Origin of the sequence: Sphingomonas sp. UV9 (assembly GCF_004101245.1) — a bacterium.
GTDB lineage: Bacteria > Pseudomonadota > Alphaproteobacteria > Sphingomonadales > Sphingomonadaceae > Sphingomonas.
This window is the reverse complement of sequence record NZ_SCIN01000002.1, coordinates 759,662-776,254: the sequence shown is the minus strand read 5'-3', so window position 1 is coordinate 776,254 and position 16,593 is coordinate 759,662. Positions and strand designations below refer to the sequence as shown.

The following is a 16,593-nucleotide window of genomic DNA, read 5'->3' as shown; positions in this document are numbered from 1 at the left end:
AACCGAGGACTGCGCGTTGCCACGATGGCAATGCCAATTGGGCCCCGGCCTTCGCCGGGGTGGGGCATTTGGAGCGGGATGCGCACACGTCACCCCGTCCCCCTTCTTCACCCCCTCTCGCTTTCGCGACCAGATCGGCTAACGGGTGCGGCATGGTAGATTCGACAGCTCCAACGCCCGCGCTCCGGACCGTCCGCGCGAACGACACGCTGCTCTGGGGCATGACCAATGCCGAGCGGATCCGGCGGATCGGCGTCGCGCAGGGGTTGGCCGCCGAAACCGATAGCGACACCGACGGCGGGAGCGGCCCGGTGATCCTCGCCAACCTCGCCTACGCGTTCGATCCGGTGTGGATCGCGCATCTCAAGTCCCGGCCCGGCACCGTCGTCACGCGCACCGGCGTTCCCGTGCTCGCGCATGTCCGCGATGCCGATGAGCGCGCGCGGATGACCGCGGCGATGCTCGGCGAGGCGCCGCTGGTTACCGGGCTGACGGTGATCGCCGCCGAGGCCGAGGAGGGCATCCTCAACGAGGCACTGCGCAAGCGCGAACGCCCGTTCGCCGAACTGCTGACTCCGCCCGCGGTGCCGGCGATCGAGCGCGCGAGCTATGTCGGCGCATACAAGGGCGTCACCGACCTGCTGACCAAGTATCTGTGGCCCGAATGGGCGCTGGCGATCACGCGGGTCTGCGCGCGCGCGGGGATCACGCCGAACCAGGTGACCGCGCTCGGATCGGTGCTGTGCATCGTTGCGACCGTCGCGTTCTGGTATGGCTGGTTCTGGACCGGGCTCGCGACGGGGCTGTTCTTCATGGTGCTCGACACCGTCGACGGGAAGCTCGCGCGGTGTACGATCACCTCGTCGAAGCTCGGGAATGCGTGGGATCACGGCGTCGACCTGGTCCATCCGCCCTTCTGGTGGTGGGCCTGGGCGGCGGGGTGCGCGCCGTACGGGCGGGCGCTCGACGACCAGATGTTCTGGGCGGTGATCGGGACGATGCTGTTCGGCTATGTCGCGCAGCGGCTGATCGAGGGGGCGTTCATCGTTCGGTTCGGAATGCACATCCATGTCTGGGAGCGGTTCGACAGCTGGTTCCGCCTGACCACCGCGCGGCGGAACCCGAACATGGTGATCCTGTTCGCGGGGCTAGTGGTCATGCGGCCCGATTGGGGGATCATCGGGGTAGCGGCGTGGACCGCGATCTCGCTGGTGGTGCATCTGGTGCGGCTGGTGCAGGCGATGGTGCGCAAGGCCAAGGGTGAGACGTTGGTGAGTTGGCTGGCCTGAGCTAGCCCTCCTTCCGTTCGTCCTGAATAGCCGTCGAGTAGCCGCCGTAGGCGGCGTATCGAGACGGCGTATCGAAGGACAGGTTGGCGCGCGGGACATCTGCTTCGATACGAGCCCTCGATACGCTCCTGACGGAGCTACTCGGTCTCTACTCAGCACGAACGGCAGGGGGGGATGCGGCGAGCGCTATCCTTCAAACACCGCCTTCGGCCGGCCGATCCACCACAGGCAGTAGATCGCCAGCGCGTACAGGAAGCGGCTGTAATCGCGCTTGCCCGCGCGGTGATCGGCGAAGACCTTGTCGACTGCACCCGGGCGCCAGATGCCCTGTTCGCGCACGCCGCTGTCGCGCCAGAGCTGTTCCGCATACGCCCCGAAATCGCCCGCGAACCAGGCGGCAAGCGGCATCTGGAAGCCCTGTTTGCGGCGATCGAGGATGCCTTCGGGCAGCCACGGTGCGATCGCCTGCCGGATCACGTATTTGCCGACCTTGCCGTGCAGCTTCATGTCCGCGGGCATCGACAGCGCGAGATCGACCATCCCCTGCCCCAGCATCGGCACGCGCACTTCGAGCGAATGCGCCATGCTCGCGCGGTCGACCTTGGTCAGCATCGCGCCGGGGAGGTTTAGCGCGAGGTCGGCGAGCCCGAACTGTTCGAGCGTGTCGGCCGAGATCGCGGCGGGATCGGGAAAATATTCTGCGACCAGCGCGGCGATCCCACCCTCTTCCTCGGCGATGAAGTCGGCCGAGAAGATTTCGCGGCGGAATGCTTCGTTGGTGATCTGGGTCTTGGCGAAGAACCGCGCGACGCCGTTCGGGAGCGCGGCGCTGCCGGTGGTCTTGCGCCAGCGTTGCAGCACCGCATTGGCCTGACGCGAGGGCAATGTCGGCACGGCGTCGAGTGCGCGGGCCAGCCGCCGTAACGGTGCGGGCAGCGCCCCGATCCGCCGTTCGGTCGCGTGACGCTTGTAGCCGAAGAACAGCTCGTCGCCGCCATCGCCCGACAGCGCGACCTTGACCTCCTGCGCGGCGATCTGGCTGACGTACCAGGTCGGCACCGCGGAGGGATCGGCGAACGGCTCGTCGTAACAATGCTGGACCTCGGGGAGCATCGCCTGCGCATCGACCAGGTCCAAGGTGCGCGTCACGTGGTTGCAGCCGAGATGCCGCGCGATCGCCTCGGCATGCGGCGATTCGTCGAAGCGGGGGTCGGGAAAACCAATCGTGAAGGTGCGGACCGGGCGATCCGACACCTGCGCCATCGCCGCGACCACCGCGGAGGAATCCACCCCGCCCGACAGGAACGCACCGACATCGACGTCGGCGACCATCTGCTGGCCGATCGTTGCGAGCCACTCGTCGCGGAACCGCTCGATCCACTCTGCGTCCGACACGGGTTCGGCGGGGTGATAGGCGGGCGTCCAATAGGCGCGCATCATCGGCGTGCCGCTCGCCTCGATGGTCATCACATGGCCCGGCGGCAACGTGCGGACCTGCGCATAGATCGAGCGCGGCGTGCGGACATGCCCGAAGCTGAAATAATCGTGGAGCGCGCGCCGGTCGACGTCGAACGCCATGCCGGGCAGCAATATCAGCGTCTTCAGTTCGGAGCCGAACGCGAAGCCGGCGGCCTGGTCGGTGTAATAAAGCGGCTTGATCCCGATCGGGTCGCGCGCCAGCGTCAGTCGCCGCGCCTGAATATCCCAGATCGCGACCGCGAACATGCCGTCGAGCTTTGCCCAGACGTCGTCGCCCCAGCGTTCATAGCCGGCAAGGATGACTTCGGTATCGCCTGCGCTCTCGAAGATGCGCCCGAGCGCCTGCAACTCCTGTCGCAGTGCGCGGAAATTGTAGATCTCGCCGTTGAAGACCAGCGCGTAACGGCCGTCGGGCGAATGGAACGGCTGGTGCCCGCCCTCGATATCGATGATGCTCAGCCGGCGCATCCCGAAGCCGAAATCGCCATCGGTCATCACACCCTGGTCGTCGGGGCCGCGGTGGAGGATCGTGTCGCACTGCGCGGTGATCAGGGGCGCGGTGACGAGGCGGGGCGAAACGACACCGCCTCCCCGTGCATAAAGTCCGGCAATTCCGCAGATGACGAACGATCCCTCGCATGACGGCGGCACCGCCACCCGATCGCCCGAGGTCTAGGAGCCGCCCGCCGCTTTGTCACCTCCGCGCGCCTTGCCCGACCTGCGATCGCGCTTTAGGGGCCGGTCGCAGATGGTTCAGGACCCCGCTCCTTCTCCGGCTCCGGCGGATGCACCGGTACGCGCGGGCACGACCGGGATTCTCCGGGCGGCGGCGCGCAATCTCGGCTGGCTGCTCGCCAGTCGCAGCGTCTTGGCAATCCTGTCGCTCTTCTATCTCGGGTTCGCCACGCGCACGCTGGGCGTGGTCGATTTCGGCCGGTTCGCGCTGATCAGCGGCGCAGCGCAGGCGCTGGCGACGTTCGTCGGCTTCCAGACGTGGCAGATCATCGTCCAATACGGCGTCGAGCCGATCCAGCACGGCGACACGCCGCGCCTCGCGCGGTTGCTGCGGCTGTCGGCCATCCTCGACCTGTGCAGCGCGCTGGTCGGCGCGGTGCTGAGCGTCGGGATCCTCTACGCGTGGAGCGACGGGTTCGGCATCCCACCCGATCTGATGCGCGACACGCTGATGTTCGCGGTGGTGCAGCTGATCACGATCCGCTCGACCCCGCTCGGCATCCTGCGGCTGCGCGACAAATTCTCGCTGTCGGCGGTGGCGGACAGCATGACGCCGATCATGCGCTTCGTCGGCGCCGGCGCGGCGATGCTCTTCGAACCGACGATCCGGGGCTTCATGCTCGCCTGGGCCGTGGCGGAGATCGTCACCGCGGCGACCTATTGGATCATGGTCGCGCGCAGCGGCGACCTGCGCCTGCTATCGCGCGGACGCGGAAGCTGGCGGCAGGTTCGCGAGGAGAACCCCGGCATCGTCCGCTTCTCGCTCAGCACCAACGCCAGCGCGACGCTGGGCCTGTCGAGCAAGCAGATCCCGTTGCTGCTGGTCGGCGCGTCGATCGGCCCGGCGGCGGCAGGCGCGTTCCGGCTGGCGACTCAGCTGGCGCAGGCGCTGGCCAAACTGTCGCAGATGCTGTCGCGCGCCGCCTTCCCCGAGATCGTCCGCGCGGTCCGTACCGCCGAGCCGTCGCGCCTGCGCCGGATCCTGGTGCGGACGATGCTGGCGAGCACCGCCGCCGCGCTCGTCATCCTGGCGATCGTCGCGTTCGTCGGCGAACCGATCCTGAAGCTGGTCGGCGGCAAATCGTTCGGCGGCGCCTATCCGGTGCTGCTGTGGCTCGCCGCCGCCGGGTGTTTCGACCTCGCCACCGTCAGCCTCGACACGGTGATGACCGCGCTGCACCGCGCCGGCACGGTGTTCGCGATCCGCGCGGTCGGCGTCCTCCTGCTGTTCGTGGCGGCATTCGTTCTGATGCCCGCCTATGGTTCGGCGGGTATCGCCGCAGCGGTCGCCACCGGATCGGTCGCGGTCGCGATCCTGCTGGGGTTCGCAGCGGCTCGGATGACCCGCACGCCGGACGAAGCGCAGCCCGTATAGAGCGCCTGGCGTTCGCGATAAACGCCTCGTTCACGTCGCAAATGTCATCTGCGCGCCGCTCTATCGCCACTTTTTTCGGGTCTTAGTCTGCCGATGAACCATGTATTCCTTATGGCGCTGGGTGCGGTCGCCGTGCTCGCGCCGGTCCAGGCACGTGCCGCCGAGACGTGCGAAGGCACGCCGGGCAATGGCAACGCCAAGCTGATCCTGGAGGCGACGACAATGCACAACCATGTCGGCGAAGTCGCGTTCACGGTGTATCCCGACGACAAGAAGCGGTTCCTGGCGAAAGGCGCGAAGCTGGCGCGCGCGCGCGTGTCGGCGGAGAACCCGCGCGCCTGTTTTTGGCTGAAGCCCGGCTATTACGCGATCGCGCAATATCACGACGAGAACAGCGATCATGATTTCAACCGAACGCTGTTCATGCCGAAGGAGGGCTTCGGCTTCTCCAACGACGCGCCGACCTCGATCGGGCTGCCGTCGTTCGAATCGGCCCGCACGGCCCTGCCGGCATCCGGAACCATCGTCCGGATGAAGATGCGCTACCGCCGATAATGTGCGTCCGGACTGCGACTGACGCGGAACGGAAATCTTGCTGACACAAATTTGTAGCGGTTCTGTACCGTGACGGGTATCTATATATCGTGGCTGATGCTGTTTCGACCTTCGACGCCTTTGGCAGGCAATCGCTCTCTCCTCCGGTGGCCCCTGCCTGGCTGCCAGAGGGGATGTTCGATTCGCCCGCGTCCGAACGGACCAGCGTGAACCCGCGCGAAGCCGCCGCGAAGATCCGCACCGGCATCATTTGCAACCCGAAGAGCCACCGCAACCGCAGCAGCGTCGAGGCGACCAAGCCGTTCCTGTCGGGCACCGTGCTGGCCGTCACGCCGCGGACCCAGGACGAACTGGCCGAGGTGCTGACCGATTTCGCACGCCACGGCATCGAATTGCTCGTGATCGACGGCGGCGACGGCACGATCCGCGACGTGATGACCGCTGCCGCGCGCGTCTGGACCGGCGCCGCGCCGCGTGTCGCGATCGTCCCCTCGGGCAAGACCAACGCGCTCGCGCTCGATCTCGGCATTCCCGACACCTGGACGCTCGATCAGGCGCTGACCGCGGCGCGCCATGGTCGCGTCAAGCTGCGCAGCCCGGTCGAAGTGATCCGCAAGGACAGCGGCGCGAAACTGTGCGGCTTCCTGTTCGGCGCAGGCGCGTTCGTCGACGCCACCGCGCTCGCGCAACGGACACACCGCGCGGGCGCCTTCAACGGCGTCGCGGTCGGGCTCGCGCTGTGCTGGGCGATCCTGCAGACGCTGTTCGGCGGCGCAAACAGCGCGTGGCGCGCCGGCAACCGGATGCGGATCCGCTTCCAGTCTCGCGGTGACGAGGGCGTACACGCCGCCGGCAAACATGCCGAAACCGATCGCGCGCGCTATATCCTGCTCGCGTCGACGCTGAAGCGCATGCCGATCGGCATCCGTCCGTTCGGCGTACCCCGCGCCGGGCTCAAGACGCTGGTCGTCGACGCGCCGCCGCGCTGGCTCGCCGCTGCGACCCCGCTGATCGTCGCCGGTTCGCCCGCCGCCTGGCTCGACCGCGCGGGCTATCACCGGATCGATACACCGAGCTTCGACCTGTCGATCGACTCCGGCTTCATCCTCGACGGCGAAGTCTATCCCGGCGGCGACCTGACCGTCCGCGAAGCGCGCGCGCTCAGTTTCGTCGTCCCGTGATCACGCTCGGCGACGTCGTCCGCCGCCAGTTGCACGTCCCAACCATCCCGGCAGTCCGCGACGTTGCGGCCTTACTTGCTGGAGGGATTGCTCCAGGAGCGTCCGAAACCGTGGCGGTGCTGTTCTACGGCTCGAACCTGCGTACCGGCGCGACCGAGGGCGTGCTCGATTTCTACGTCCTGACCGCGGGCCCGCCCGAGCGGGGCATGTGGCCGACCGTCAGTTACCGCGAATTCGACCTGCACGGCGAGACGTTGCGCGCCAAGATCGCCACCATGCGGCTGGCCACCTTCGCGAAAGCAGCGGCGGCGCGGACGCTCGACACGACGATCTGGACCCGGTTCGTGCAACCCTCGGCACTGGTCTGGGTGCGCGATCCGGACACCGCGAGGCAGGTTGCCGAGGCCATCGCTGACGCGGCCAAGTCCGCCGCGCGCTTTGCTGCCGCGCTCGGCCCCGAAACGGGCACCGCCGACGACTATTGGCGCGCGCTGTTCCGCCAGACCTACGCCGCCGAGCTCCGCGTCGAACGCAAGGGCCGCGAGGGGCAGATCCTCGGCTTCGATCCAGCGCGCTATGACGAGCTCCTCCCGCTCGCCTGGACCGCGGACGGCATCGCGTTCCGCGACGAGGCCGGCATGCTGAAACCCGAATTGGCGCCGGCACGACGTCGCGCCCTGCTCCAGGCCTGGGCGCACCGCCGACGCGCCGGCAAACCACTCAACATCGCCCGTCTGGTGCGCGCCGCCTTCACCTTCGAGGGCGCCGCCCGCTACGGCATCTGGAAGGTCGAACGCCACACCGGCGTCGCCGTGCCGCTGACTCCCTGGCGCGAGAAGCACCCGATCCTCGCGGCGCCCGGCGTGTTCTGGCGGGTCTGGCGATCGCGGGCGCAGACAGGGACCAAGACGGTATGATCGCCACGGCTAAGGGAGGATTCAGCGCGCTGATCCTCGCCGGATCGCGCGGCGGCGTCGACCCCGTGGCGGCCTATGCCGGCGTCTCGCACAAGGCGCTGATCCTGCTCGACGGCCAGACCCTGCTCGCCCGCGTCGCGCAGGCGTTGCGCGAGGCCGGTGCGACGCAGATCGCAGTTTCGGTGTCCGACGATGCCGTCCGCGCCGCCGCCACCGCGCTAGGCCTCACCGTCCTGACCGCCGCATCCGGCCCCAGTCGCAGCGTCCGCGACGGCATCGAGGCGCTCGGCACGCCACTGCTCGTCACCACCGCGGATCACGCGCTGCTCCGGCCCGAATGGATCACACGCTTCCTCGCCGACGTGCCCGCTCACGCCGACGTCGCCGCGTTGCTCGCACGCCAGGACGTGATCGAGGCCGCCGCGCCGGGCACGCGCCGTACCTATCTGCGCTTCGCCGATGGCGCCTGGTCGGGCTGCAACCTGTTCCACTTCGCCACGCCCCGCTCGGTCGCCGCACTCGATCTGTGGGCGCAGGTCGAGGCGGATCGCAAGCGGCCCTGGCGGATCGTCCGTCGGCTCGGCATCGGCACGCTGGTCCGGTACATGTCCGGCCGCCTGACGCTGGTCGCCGCGCTCGCGCATCTCGGACGTCTCGCCGGCCTCGACGCCGCCGCGGTGGCGACCCCGTTCGGCCTCGCGGCGGTCGATGTCGACAAACCAGCCGACCTCGATCTCGTCCGGGAGCTGACCACGCGCCCCTGAGGCGGGTACCGCGCCGCCGACAGTGTCATCTTTCGCGGAGAAATTGCCTCAGGCTACCGCTCCCCCCTGTCCCCGAACCGCCGCTTGGTGCAAAGCGCGAGCCATGCAGACGCTCGCGCCCCACCCCGCCCCGACCGCAAAGCATTCGCCCGCGATCGGCATCTACGGCAGCGCCGGACGCATGGGCCGCGCGATCGTCGATGCGATCGAGGCGGCGGGCGCGTCGCTCGCCGGCGGTGTCGATGCCGGCGAAGACCCTGCCCCGCTCGCACGGACCGCCAACGTGCTGGTCGATTTCTCCACCTCCTCCGCCGTCGAGGCGCACCTCGCTGCCGCGCGTGCCGCCGGTACCGCTATCGTGATCGGCACGACCGGCCTCTCGCCGCAGCACCAGTCGATGATCGACGCCGCCGCCGCCGACATCGCGATCCTCCAGACCGGCAACACCTCGCTCGGCGTGACGCTGCTCGGCATCCTCGTCCGCGAAGCCGCCGCGCGACTGGGCCCCGACTGGGACGTCGAGATCGTCGAGATGCACCATAAGCACAAGGTCGACGCGCCATCGGGCACCGCGCTCCTGCTCGGCGACGCTGCCGCCAAAGGCCGCGGATCGTCGCTCGCCGAGCTCCGCGTCGACAGCCGCGCCGGCCTGGTCGGCGCGCGCAGCGAAGGCACGATCGGCTTCGCATCGCTCCGTGGCGGATCGGTCATCGGCGACCACAGCGTGATCTTCGCGGGCGAAGGCGAGCGGATCGAACTCAACCACCGCGGCGACGATCGCTCGATCTTCGCCCGCGGGGCGGTCCGTGCGGCGATCTGGCTCGCGGGACAGCCAGCCGGGCGCTACCGGATGGGCGACGTGCTCGGACTTTAATACGGTGAAGAAGGCCGACGTCATCGAGTTCTACGCGCGTCTGGCCGAGGCCGATCCGCACCCCGAAACCGAGCTCGAATTCGTCAACCCGTACACGCTCGTCGTGGCGGTCGCGCTGTCCGCGCAGACCACCGACGTAGGCGTCAACAAGGCGACGCGCGCCCTGTTCCGCGAGGTCGACACGCCCGAGAAGATGGTCGCGCTCGGGCTCGACGAACTGAAGCGCCACATCAAGACGATCGGGCTGTTCAACACCAAGGCGAAGAACGTCATCGCGCTCTCACAGATGCTGATCGACGACTATGGCGGCGAAGTCCCCAACGACCGTGCCGCACTGGAGCGCCTGCCCGGTGTCGGTCGAAAGACCGCCAACGTCGTGCTCAACGTCGCGTTCGGTGCGGAGACCTTCGCGGTCGACACGCACATCTTTCGCGTCGGCAACCGCACCGGCCTGGCGCGCGGCAAGACCCCGCTCGCCGTCGAACTCAAGCTCGACAAGGCCACGCCGCAGCCGTTCCGCCTGCACGCGCATCACTGGCTGATCCTGCACGGCCGCTACGTCTGCAAGGCGCGGACGCCCGAATGCTGGCGCTGCATCGTCAGCGATCTCTGCGCGTACAAACCCAAGACCGCGCCGCCGAAGAGCAAATCGGCACCGCCTGCGGCGCAGGAAGCGCTCACCGATCCGACGACCGCGACGCCCTGAACACGAAAACGTCTGGCGCACCCCGTTTCGCTTTGCTAGGCGAGCCATCCGGCACCCGTAGCTCAGCTGGATAGAGCGCTGCCCTCCGAAGGCAGAGGCCACTGGTTCGAATCCAGTCGGGTGCACCAAACTTCATTTATTTTCCCCTGTTTTCAATGCCTTAGCGGCATCTTTGGCTAACCTTTCCGCAAGGTTAGCCAGAAGCTTGTCTGCGGCGGTGTCTGAAAGCGTGCGTTGATCGGCCGCTGCGGTGTAGCGCGCGACCTCGCTGTCGGTCGTGTGACCGGTCCAGGCCTTGATCTCTTGATTCGAGCAGCCCGCCTCGGCGAAGCGGCGCGCGGCGGCTTTGCGAAGGCCGTGCGCCGAGCAGTTGGGCAGGCCGGCCTCGTCGCACCACTGGCGGAATTTGTTGCCGAAGCCCTTCACCGAGAACTGCTTGCCGAACTCGGTCACGACGAAGATCGCGCCGACCGTCGGCGTGGCCAAGATGGATTCGGTCAGGCCGGGCATGATCGGGAGTGAGACGAAAACCTGCGTCTTTTCCTGGGTGAGTTCGAGCCTGGTGTCACGGATGCTGACGGGGCCCATCTTGCAGGCATCGCCGCCGCGCTGGCCGGTCCAGATCATCAGGTCGAACGCGAGGCGCGCTACCGTGCCGACCGCGTGGCGGCGTTCGTACGCCGCGATCTCTTCCTCGGTCCAGCTATGGAAGCCCCCGCCAATGACATTGAACGGGCGCGTGACAACGACCGGGTTCGTACCGGCCATACCGATGCGCATAGCGAACTTCATCAACGCCGAGAGCCGCTTGCGCAGCATGTTCGCCGAGGTCCGATGCGGCAACAGTTCGGCGAGCATTGCCTCAACGTGGCGGGGCTGCAGCTCGCGGACCATGATCTCGCCGTAACGCCGCCCCTTGCGCGACCGCGCGCGCCAGCGCTCCAGCGCTCCAGCGTCCCGCGATAAACGACGCGGGTCCGTTCGCCCGGATCGAGGAAGTCGGGGGAGCGGTAGTAGCGGGACAGCAGGTCGTCGAAGGTACCGACGGCGGCGCGGTTGGCGCCCGTTTCGATCTCAGGGGCGCTGACGCCGTCGTTGCACGCGCGCAGCTCAGCCAGAAACGCGTCGGTCCCCGGTTCGTGTTTAAAGTAATAGGTGACGAAGCCCGTCCGGCGATACCGGTAATGGGCCTTCCCATGCCGGTCGCGGAACGTGCTGACGTGCTTCGGTAGCCAGGCATGCAGACGGCGCTGGTCGAGATCGATGGCTCGATGTTGACCAACGCCAAGCGGCAAATCCGCTGCCATTGTGGGGCGATCGTCGCGACGACCACGCCGATCGCCGTTGCGCCTGCGCTACCGAATACGGCGAGGGCGGCGCCCAAAAGGATATCGTGCATCATCAGCCGCGCCGATCCGACACGCGGGCGGCGAGCATGATGATTGCGATCGGAACCCAGATCACCGCAGAGGCCACCAGGAGAACGATCTTGGCGGCACGGCGGTGGCGCATGCGGCGCTCGGCGCGGGAGTGGCCGATGGCGGCGGCGCCCATCACTGGTGCACCGGAACGGCTGGTTCACCGACGCAGCGCGTGCAAGTGGCGACGCCGTGCCAGGCGCAGCTATGCGAGCCGTCGCCGGCGACGCACGGATCCCATTCGCTGCAGCCACAACCGCGGCAGATCCGGGGGTGCTGATCGGCGGGCGTATCGCGCAGCTGCAGGTAGACGTCGGCGTCGATCGGGAAGGCATCGGCGAACGCGTCGATCGTTTCGCGGTAGCATGCCTTGGTACCTTCGGTTTCGAGGAGGCACACCAGCGCCCGCGCCTCGGACTGATTGTTCGCCGAGATCCGCTGCGCGACGGCGTCGACCGAAAGACCAGCAGCCTTGCGGCGGAGCTTCAGATAGCCGGCGAGGCTCAGCGGCGGGAGGAGCAACGGAGCCGGGCGGCTCCGTTCGGCTGGCATCGCGAAATGGATCATTGGGCAATCCTTTCAGACAAGGGGGTGGCGTTTCCGGAAGCTGGGGCTTTCGGTTCGGGTCGGTCTTGGTCGTGACGGATGCGGCCCAGGCCGCGAGGATCAGGTGGGCATGGTCGCAGCGATCGCGGCGGCTAAGCCGTGATCGTCGTTTGCCGGGTTGGGATGATCGTCCTTGGCCGGGCGCCTCAACCAAGCCCCCAAAGGGAGGCGGACGTCCTCCCGGGCCATGTCGCTGGGGCGGATCGTGCGGATGACGCTGAGCTGCGCCACGAACGTATGCTTGCAGTCGTCATTGGTGCAGCTAAGCCGCAGCTCGCGCACCATCGGCGTGATCTCGGTGCTGTCGCGTACGATAGCCTTCGCTTCGCAATGCGGGCAGGCGATGGCAGGCAGTCTGATAAGTGTTCTCTTGGTCGTCATTGTAGGCCCCCGGTTTCCCGTGCGACCGGCAACACGCCGGCCGTATCGAAAGGCACCAGGCGTCGCGCCAGCCGGTTGGCGGCAGCGAGCAACTGGCCGACCTCGGCGGACGCACGAAGCGTCGACAGCGGCGAGGCGTCGGATTGGGTAATTTCGATCGACGCGGCGAGCGCATCGCCGCTTTCGCGAGCAACCTCAGCGATGGCCTCCGCCAGCGCGCGACGGCAGGCATCCTGCGCCGTCATGACTTCCCTAAATTGGAACACATACGCGTCGCGAAACGGTGCGCCCTGACCGCCAGCTTTTTGAAACGCAACGTCGAGCGCGAGAGCGGTGGCGATCGGCGGGGTGGCCGAGCAACTATCCTGCCCCCAATATTGGACGTTGCGCACAGTCTTACCAGCGATCTCGGCACATGCAGGCCAGTCGATCAGATCTGCGATCTGCTTCATAGCCGCTGCGAAGCCATTTGGTATGCGTACCTCGGTCATGCCCCTGGCCTCTTCAAAAGGTGGCCCGATCGAAATCGACGGTCGGGCCACCAAGGCCTATGGATCCGGATGCATCGTCAGCAGGGAGAGAAATCGACGAGAGATCCGCAGGATAGATATCCGGACGCAGCAGGTGCTTCGACACACCAGTGGCCGCCTCGACGGAGAGACAATACTCCGCGGGCAATCGCTTGCCGATCTGAAGCCACTTCCAGACTGCAGGCTGACCAACGCCGCAAATGCGCGACATAGCAGACTGCGATCCTGCGATCTCAACGGCGCTGTTGAGCGCTTCGACAGGGGATGCCGCGTTGTTCATGCTCCCCATCTATTACCGCAGGAATACATTAGTCAGCAAAAAAGTGCGATAGCTGCGTATTCCAGAAGTGATAGCGTGTTCGGGTGATTGATAGCACGCGTGTCCGAACCCTGATGGAAGCGAATAGCCTTTCGCAGAGTGAGCTGGCGCGTTTGGTCGGAATCACCCAAGGCGCAATCGCAAAAATTGTCGGCAACAATCCTGGCGGGTCATCACATCTGCACAAGATCGCGCGAGCGCTCGGAACAACACCGGAATACCTTACCGGTGAATCCGACGATCCCTCCGCCGGAGCGGTACCAACCCCCACCGGCAAAGACATCGCTGAGCATCTCGACCTGGTCGAGATCGCCATGGTCGACATGGCCTATGGCATGGGCGCGACATTCGCCGATGACCGGATCGGCGTTGATCTCGTCCACTTCCCCAAAATCTGGGTCGACCAGCTCACACATAGCGCGCCCGCACATCTTGCCTGGGCGCGCGGCAAGGGCGACTCGATGTCGCCGACGATCAGCGATGGCGACATGGTACTGATCGACCGATCGGAACGCCGCGTCGAGGATCAGGATCTAATCTGGGCCTTCACGATCGGCGACATGGCGATGATCAAGCGCCTGCGCATCCGCGGCGACAAGGTCACGATCCTTTCAGATAACGGTGAGGTGCCAGCTGACACGGCCCACCCCGACGAAATCAACATAATCGGCCGTATCACTCGCGTCGTAAAACCGGCTTAGCGCTGTTTCGCGGGGGCTATCACAGATGGCGACTTTAAAGGCGCAGGATGGATTATCCGGGGCACAGAGCCGTTTCATTGCAATCTGGCATCCGTAGAGGCTGCATAGTAATCAAAAGAAGTCGTTCTGGTTGCAGTGACATACTTTCTGAACCATTTCAGTCGTATTGGCATAAAAATCTAGTATTTATTACCGCCATTGCTATCAAGCATGCGTAGATGTGATTGCGTTCATTCACATCTACCAGTTCTATTGATGTAAGGTGGTGAGAGTAGTAGATGCGTAATATTGATACTGCGACTGTCGAGGGTTTCGGCGAAGAGTGGGCGGCATTCGATCAAACTGCGATGACGAATGCCGAGTGGCAGCATCACTTTGACGGCTATTTTTCCCTATTGGATTTCGAAACTTTGCGAGCCGATGCGGTAGGCTTTGACCTCGGGTGTGGGTCTGGCCGTTGGGCGGCCGGCGTTGCTCCCAAGGTCGGTACTCTTCATTGCATAGATCCGGCCGAGGCTGCACTAGCCGTTGCTAAGCGGCGTTTGACTCGAGAAAAGAACGTCCAGTTTCACTTGGCTGATGCCGGGGCAATACCGCTGGCTGACGACAGTCAAGATTTCGGCTACTCTCTTGGCGTGCTGCATCATATTCCAGACACCGCTAAAGCACTGAAAGACGCGGTCGCGAAGCTTAAGCCTGGCGCTCCGTTTCTGGTCTACCTCTATTATGCCTTCGACCAGCGGCCTCCATGGTTCAGGGCAGCATGGAAAAGCTCCGACGTGCTCCGCCGCGGGATATCCAAGCTCCCGATAGGGCCGCGCAAGGCGATCACTTCAGTGATAGCAGCAACTGTCTACTGGCCGGCTGCTCAAGCTTCCCGGATTGTCGAGAGCTTTGGAGGCAACGTCGATGGGATGCCGCTTAGTTCGTATCGCAAGTATAGCTTCTATACGATGCGGACAGACGCTCTAGACCGCTTTGGGACGCGACTTGAGCAGCGTTTCACCAAGGCTCAGATCACCAGAATGATGGAGGCTGCTGGTTTGGAGAATGTTAGCTTCCGCGACGGTGTGCCGTACTGGGTTTCGATCGGCACTAAAGTCGCACTTGCCTAACTCAACCGTCTTTTGCCTTTACCGTTTCAAGCTTCAATTTAGTCACGTACCCCCGATCGCCAACGCTATGCGACACTTCGCCGACGATCCAAGCCGCGGCATCGATCTCATTCTTATAGCCGACGACGGTCGTTTTCTGTTCGGGCGAGATATCCGGCCGGCCGAGCGCGAGGCTGAGATCCAGTGAGACCGGTTCGCGCTGGGCGCGACTATGGGCCGCATTCGCCGCCGCGCTGGCATCAGCCTCGGTCCCGTAGACGCGAGACAGCTTCTTCGCGCCGTCGACCTTGCCTGCGGTGAAGGTCTCGCGCTTGCCGCCCTTGCGGTCGTGCCATGTGGCGGACACGCCGGGAACGTCGTCGCGCTTCTGGCGGCTGAAGTTGTGGGTGTCTCCGTCGTACCGGTTGATCGTCAACGCCGGCAGCGCGCGGCCGGCCGGTGACGTGGCCTTCCCGATCGGCGACAGGATCAACCGGCCGCGCTTGATCGTGGCGATGGCGTCGTGTTCTCGCCCGAGGCGGCGCAGGAAGGCGAGATCGCTCTCCCGGCTCTGTGCCTTGCCCTTGACCGCGATCGACGCCAGCGCAGGCGCGCAGCTCGGCTTCAGTCCATGATGCTTCGCCACCTGTCGACTATCGCGCCGAGGGTCGTGCCGTGCCAGCTCTTTTCGCGGCTGGTCGTCAGATCGCTCGTGAAGTCGACCGACCGCGCGCGAATCGTGATCACGTCGGGCGGGCCAGAATGCGCGACCTCGTCCACCTTGAAGCTGCCCTTGTCGACCACGCCGATCTTGACGTCGCTGCCCTGTTTCCAGCCGAGTTGCACGGCCAACACCGCGCCGGTCTTGGGCAGCGCCAGGCGCCCGTCTGCGTCGGACAGTACGATGTCGAGCTGGTCGGCCGCTTCACCGCGCTTTTCGGAAAGCGACAGGGAGATAAGCCGCTTGCGGATCCTGCCGTCGACCGCGGCGACGTCCTGCTGCAACGTACCTGTCAGATCTTTACCGTCGCTGCCTGCTCGCGTTGATAATCCACCAAGGCATCCCGAACGGCCTTCGCGATGTCTTCGGCGCTCTGCCCCGGTGCGCCGTAGACCTTGATCGTGATCGGCGCCGGGGCGGCGAGCGGTGCCGATGCTCGTGTCGCGTTCGACGGCCCGCCGGCTGGCATGCCGGTCGCCACAGCCGGCACAGCCGTGCTGACTGCGATAGCCGCGGTCAGCCGTCGTTCATGCCCCGCCAGATCGTTGACGTCGACGCCGGCCGCATGCAGGCGCAGGGACAGTTCTTGCAGGGCGCGACCGTCCAGATCGTGCTGGCGGGTGAGCTGCTGCTCTTCGCGTTTCGCCCGTTCGAATTCGCGCGTCATAGCGCGGATCGGGGTGGCGGTCTGCTCGATCTCCTGGGCGAGACGGCCGACCTTCGTCTGCGCGGCCTGCATCGCCTGCTCGGTCGTGCGCAGCCCCGCCTTCAGTTCGCGGAAGCCGCCGACGTCGGCCTGCGCGCGCTCGATCTCTTTCAGCTTGTCGCGCGTCAGCTTCAGGGCCTGCGCGGCGCGTGTGGATCCGTTGGCGATATCGCGAAGGGGGCGGGTGATCTTGTCACCCGCTTCCAGCAGCATACGGATACGGAGGTTGCGATCGGCCATGC

21 protein-coding genes and 1 tRNA gene are annotated in these 16,593 nt (G+C 66.0%); 11 read left to right on the top strand and 11 right to left on the bottom strand.

Going from position 1 to position 16,593, the window contains the following annotated elements:
• The first annotated feature begins 152 nt into the window (after positions 1-152).
• Positions 153-1,289, top strand: coding sequence for a CDP-alcohol phosphatidyltransferase family protein (locus tag EQZ23_RS09955; RefSeq protein ID WP_128454263.1), 1,137 nt, complete (start codon positions 153-155; stop codon positions 1,287-1,289).
• Positions 1,290-1,475: 186 nt separating this feature from the next.
• Here the strand turns inward: EQZ23_RS09955 and asnB are convergent, their stop codons facing one another.
• The gene (gene asnB, locus EQZ23_RS09950) at positions 1,476-3,419 is read right to left on the bottom strand and encodes an asparagine synthase (glutamine-hydrolyzing) (protein WP_240663476.1); all 1,944 of its coding nucleotides are present in this window, start codon (positions 3,417-3,419) and stop codon (positions 1,476-1,478) included.
• Positions 3,420-3,516: 97 nt separating this feature from the next.
• Between asnB and EQZ23_RS09945 the strand changes: the two genes are divergently transcribed.
• The 8 genes from EQZ23_RS09945 (at position 3,517) to EQZ23_RS09910 (ending at position 10,003) form a co-directional block, all read left to right on the top strand.
• Complete coding sequence (locus tag EQZ23_RS09945; protein ID WP_128454262.1) at positions 3,517-4,878, top strand: oligosaccharide flippase family protein; 1,362 nt, start codon at positions 3,517-3,519, stop codon at positions 4,876-4,878.
• 93 nt (positions 4,879-4,971) lie between these two features.
• Positions 4,972-5,433, top strand: coding sequence for a DUF2141 domain-containing protein (locus tag EQZ23_RS09940; RefSeq protein WP_240663473.1), 462 nt, complete (start codon positions 4,972-4,974; stop codon positions 5,431-5,433).
• 89 nt (positions 5,434-5,522) lie between these two features.
• Positions 5,523-6,614, top strand: coding sequence for a diacylglycerol kinase family protein (locus tag EQZ23_RS09935; protein WP_128454261.1), 1,092 nt, complete (start codon positions 5,523-5,525; stop codon positions 6,612-6,614).
• Positions 6,611-7,531 carry a hypothetical protein gene (locus EQZ23_RS09930; RefSeq protein WP_128454260.1) on the top strand — a complete coding sequence of 307 codons (921 nt, stop codon included), beginning with the start codon at positions 6,611-6,613 and terminating at the stop codon, positions 7,529-7,531. The genes EQZ23_RS09935 and EQZ23_RS09930 overlap by 4 nt, the downstream gene beginning before the upstream one ends.
• Positions 7,528-8,295: a nucleotidyltransferase family protein gene (locus tag EQZ23_RS09925; protein ID WP_128454259.1), complete on the top strand. Its 768-nt coding sequence runs from the start codon at positions 7,528-7,530 to the stop codon at positions 8,293-8,295. Before EQZ23_RS09930 ends, EQZ23_RS09925 begins: the two co-directional genes overlap by 4 nt.
• A 103-nt stretch (positions 8,296-8,398) precedes the next feature.
• Complete coding sequence (gene dapB / locus EQZ23_RS09920) at positions 8,399-9,169, top strand: 4-hydroxy-tetrahydrodipicolinate reductase (protein WP_128454258.1); 771 nt, start codon at positions 8,399-8,401, stop codon at positions 9,167-9,169.
• 4 nt (positions 9,170-9,173) lie between these two features.
• Positions 9,174-9,875, top strand: a complete 702-nt coding sequence (gene nth, locus EQZ23_RS09915; protein ID WP_128454257.1) for an endonuclease III — start codon at positions 9,174-9,176, stop codon at positions 9,873-9,875.
• 51 nt (positions 9,876-9,926) lie between these two features.
• Positions 9,927-10,003: transfer RNA gene (locus EQZ23_RS09910), tRNA-Arg, on the top strand.
• A 4-nt stretch (positions 10,004-10,007) separates the two neighbouring features.
• Here the strand turns inward: EQZ23_RS09910 and EQZ23_RS20255 are convergent.
• The 7 genes from EQZ23_RS20255 to EQZ23_RS09885 all read right to left on the bottom strand — a co-directional run bounded on the left by EQZ23_RS20255 (position 10,008) and on the right by EQZ23_RS09885 (position 13,090).
• The gene (locus tag EQZ23_RS20255) at positions 10,008-10,733 is read right to left on the bottom strand and encodes a tyrosine-type recombinase/integrase (RefSeq protein ID WP_240663471.1); all 726 of its coding nucleotides are present in this window, start codon (positions 10,731-10,733) and stop codon (positions 10,008-10,010) included.
• Positions 10,667-11,182 (bottom strand): hypothetical protein, encoded by a 516-nt coding sequence (locus tag EQZ23_RS20250; RefSeq protein ID WP_240663469.1) that lies wholly within the window; start codon positions 11,180-11,182, stop codon positions 10,667-10,669. The genes EQZ23_RS20255 and EQZ23_RS20250 overlap by 67 nt, the downstream gene beginning before the upstream one ends.
• Positions 11,183-11,276: 94 nt before the next feature.
• Entirely contained in the window at positions 11,277-11,429 is a 153-nt protein-coding gene (locus EQZ23_RS19800; RefSeq protein ID WP_164913418.1) for a hypothetical protein, read from the bottom strand.
• Complete coding sequence (locus EQZ23_RS09900) at positions 11,429-11,860, bottom strand: hypothetical protein (RefSeq protein WP_128454256.1); 432 nt, start codon at positions 11,858-11,860, stop codon at positions 11,429-11,431. The genes EQZ23_RS19800 and EQZ23_RS09900 overlap by 1 nt, the downstream gene beginning before the upstream one ends.
• A 99-nt stretch (positions 11,861-11,959) precedes the next feature.
• Complete coding sequence (locus tag EQZ23_RS09895; protein ID WP_240663467.1) at positions 11,960-12,280, bottom strand: ogr/Delta-like zinc finger family protein; 321 nt, start codon at positions 12,278-12,280, stop codon at positions 11,960-11,962.
• Entirely contained in the window at positions 12,277-12,771 is a 495-nt protein-coding gene (locus tag EQZ23_RS09890) for a hypothetical protein (RefSeq protein ID WP_128454255.1), read from the bottom strand. Before EQZ23_RS09890 ends, EQZ23_RS09895 begins: the two co-directional genes overlap by 4 nt.
• A gap of 13 nt (positions 12,772-12,784) precedes the next feature.
• Positions 12,785-13,090, bottom strand: coding sequence for a YdaS family helix-turn-helix protein (locus tag EQZ23_RS09885; RefSeq protein ID WP_128454254.1), 306 nt, complete (start codon positions 13,088-13,090; stop codon positions 12,785-12,787).
• 83 nt (positions 13,091-13,173) lie between these two features.
• Between EQZ23_RS09885 and EQZ23_RS09880 the strand changes: the two genes are divergently transcribed.
• Together EQZ23_RS09880 and EQZ23_RS09875 are read left to right on the top strand one after the other, a co-directional pair.
• On the top strand, positions 13,174-13,830 hold the full coding sequence (locus EQZ23_RS09880) for an XRE family transcriptional regulator (protein WP_128454253.1): 657 nt from the start codon (positions 13,174-13,176) through the stop codon (positions 13,828-13,830).
• 278 nt (positions 13,831-14,108) lie between these two features.
• Positions 14,109-14,945, top strand: a complete 837-nt coding sequence (locus EQZ23_RS09875; RefSeq protein ID WP_128454252.1) for a class I SAM-dependent methyltransferase — start codon at positions 14,109-14,111, stop codon at positions 14,943-14,945.
• Position 14,946: 1 nt separating this feature from the next.
• Here EQZ23_RS09875 and EQZ23_RS20245 read toward each other — a convergent pair whose 3' ends face one another.
• From EQZ23_RS20245 to EQZ23_RS09865, 3 genes are read right to left on the bottom strand one after another with little or no spacing between them, the layout of a single operon-like run.
• Positions 14,947-15,570, bottom strand: coding sequence for a contractile injection system protein, VgrG/Pvc8 family (locus tag EQZ23_RS20245; protein WP_240663465.1), 624 nt, complete (start codon positions 15,568-15,570; stop codon positions 14,947-14,949).
• Positions 15,549-15,929 carry a hypothetical protein gene (locus EQZ23_RS20240; protein ID WP_240663463.1) on the bottom strand — a complete coding sequence of 127 codons (381 nt, stop codon included), beginning with the start codon at positions 15,927-15,929 and terminating at the stop codon, positions 15,549-15,551. Before EQZ23_RS20240 ends, EQZ23_RS20245 begins: the two co-directional genes overlap by 22 nt.
• A gap of 8 nt (positions 15,930-15,937) precedes the next feature.
• Positions 15,938-16,591 carry a hypothetical protein gene (locus tag EQZ23_RS09865; RefSeq protein WP_128454251.1) on the bottom strand — a complete coding sequence of 218 codons (654 nt, stop codon included), beginning with the start codon at positions 16,589-16,591 and terminating at the stop codon, positions 15,938-15,940.
• Positions 16,592-16,593 lie beyond the last annotated feature (2 nt).

Bases quoted from the DNA above. Each gene is read 5' to 3' on its own strand.
- EQZ23_RS09955 (WP_128454263.1), top strand. From the start codon at position 153: ATGGTAGATTCGACAGCTCCAACGCCCGCGCTCCGGACCGTCCGCGCG.
- EQZ23_RS09945 (WP_128454262.1), top strand. From the start codon at position 3,517: ATGGTTCAGGACCCCGCTCCTTCTCCGGCTCCGGCGGATGCACCGGTA.
- EQZ23_RS09940 (WP_240663473.1), top strand. From the start codon at position 4,972: ATGAACCATGTATTCCTTATGGCGCTGGGTGCGGTCGCCGTGCTCGCG.
- EQZ23_RS09925 (WP_128454259.1), top strand. From the start codon at position 7,528: ATGATCGCCACGGCTAAGGGAGGATTCAGCGCGCTGATCCTCGCCGGA.
- dapB (WP_128454258.1), top strand. From the start codon at position 8,399: ATGCAGACGCTCGCGCCCCACCCCGCCCCGACCGCAAAGCATTCGCCC.
- EQZ23_RS20255 (WP_240663471.1), bottom strand. From the start codon at position 10,733: ATGCTCGCCGAACTGTTGCCGCATCGGACCTCGGCGAACATGCTGCGC.
- EQZ23_RS20250 (WP_240663469.1), bottom strand. From the start codon at position 11,182: ATGGCAGCGGATTTGCCGCTTGGCGTTGGTCAACATCGAGCCATCGAT.
- EQZ23_RS19800 (WP_164913418.1), bottom strand. From the start codon at position 11,429: ATGGGCGCCGCCGCCATCGGCCACTCCCGCGCCGAGCGCCGCATGCGC.
- EQZ23_RS09900 (WP_128454256.1), bottom strand. From the start codon at position 11,860: ATGATCCATTTCGCGATGCCAGCCGAACGGAGCCGCCCGGCTCCGTTG.
- EQZ23_RS09895 (WP_240663467.1), bottom strand. From the start codon at position 12,280: ATGACGACCAAGAGAACACTTATCAGACTGCCTGCCATCGCCTGCCCG.
- EQZ23_RS09890 (WP_128454255.1), bottom strand. From the start codon at position 12,771: ATGACCGAGGTACGCATACCAAATGGCTTCGCAGCGGCTATGAAGCAG.
- EQZ23_RS09885 (WP_128454254.1), bottom strand. From the start codon at position 13,090: ATGAACAACGCGGCATCCCCTGTCGAAGCGCTCAACAGCGCCGTTGAG.
- EQZ23_RS09875 (WP_128454252.1), top strand. From the start codon at position 14,109: ATGCGTAATATTGATACTGCGACTGTCGAGGGTTTCGGCGAAGAGTGG.
- EQZ23_RS09865 (WP_128454251.1), bottom strand. From the start codon at position 16,591: ATGGCCGATCGCAACCTCCGTATCCGTATGCTGCTGGAAGCGGGTGAC.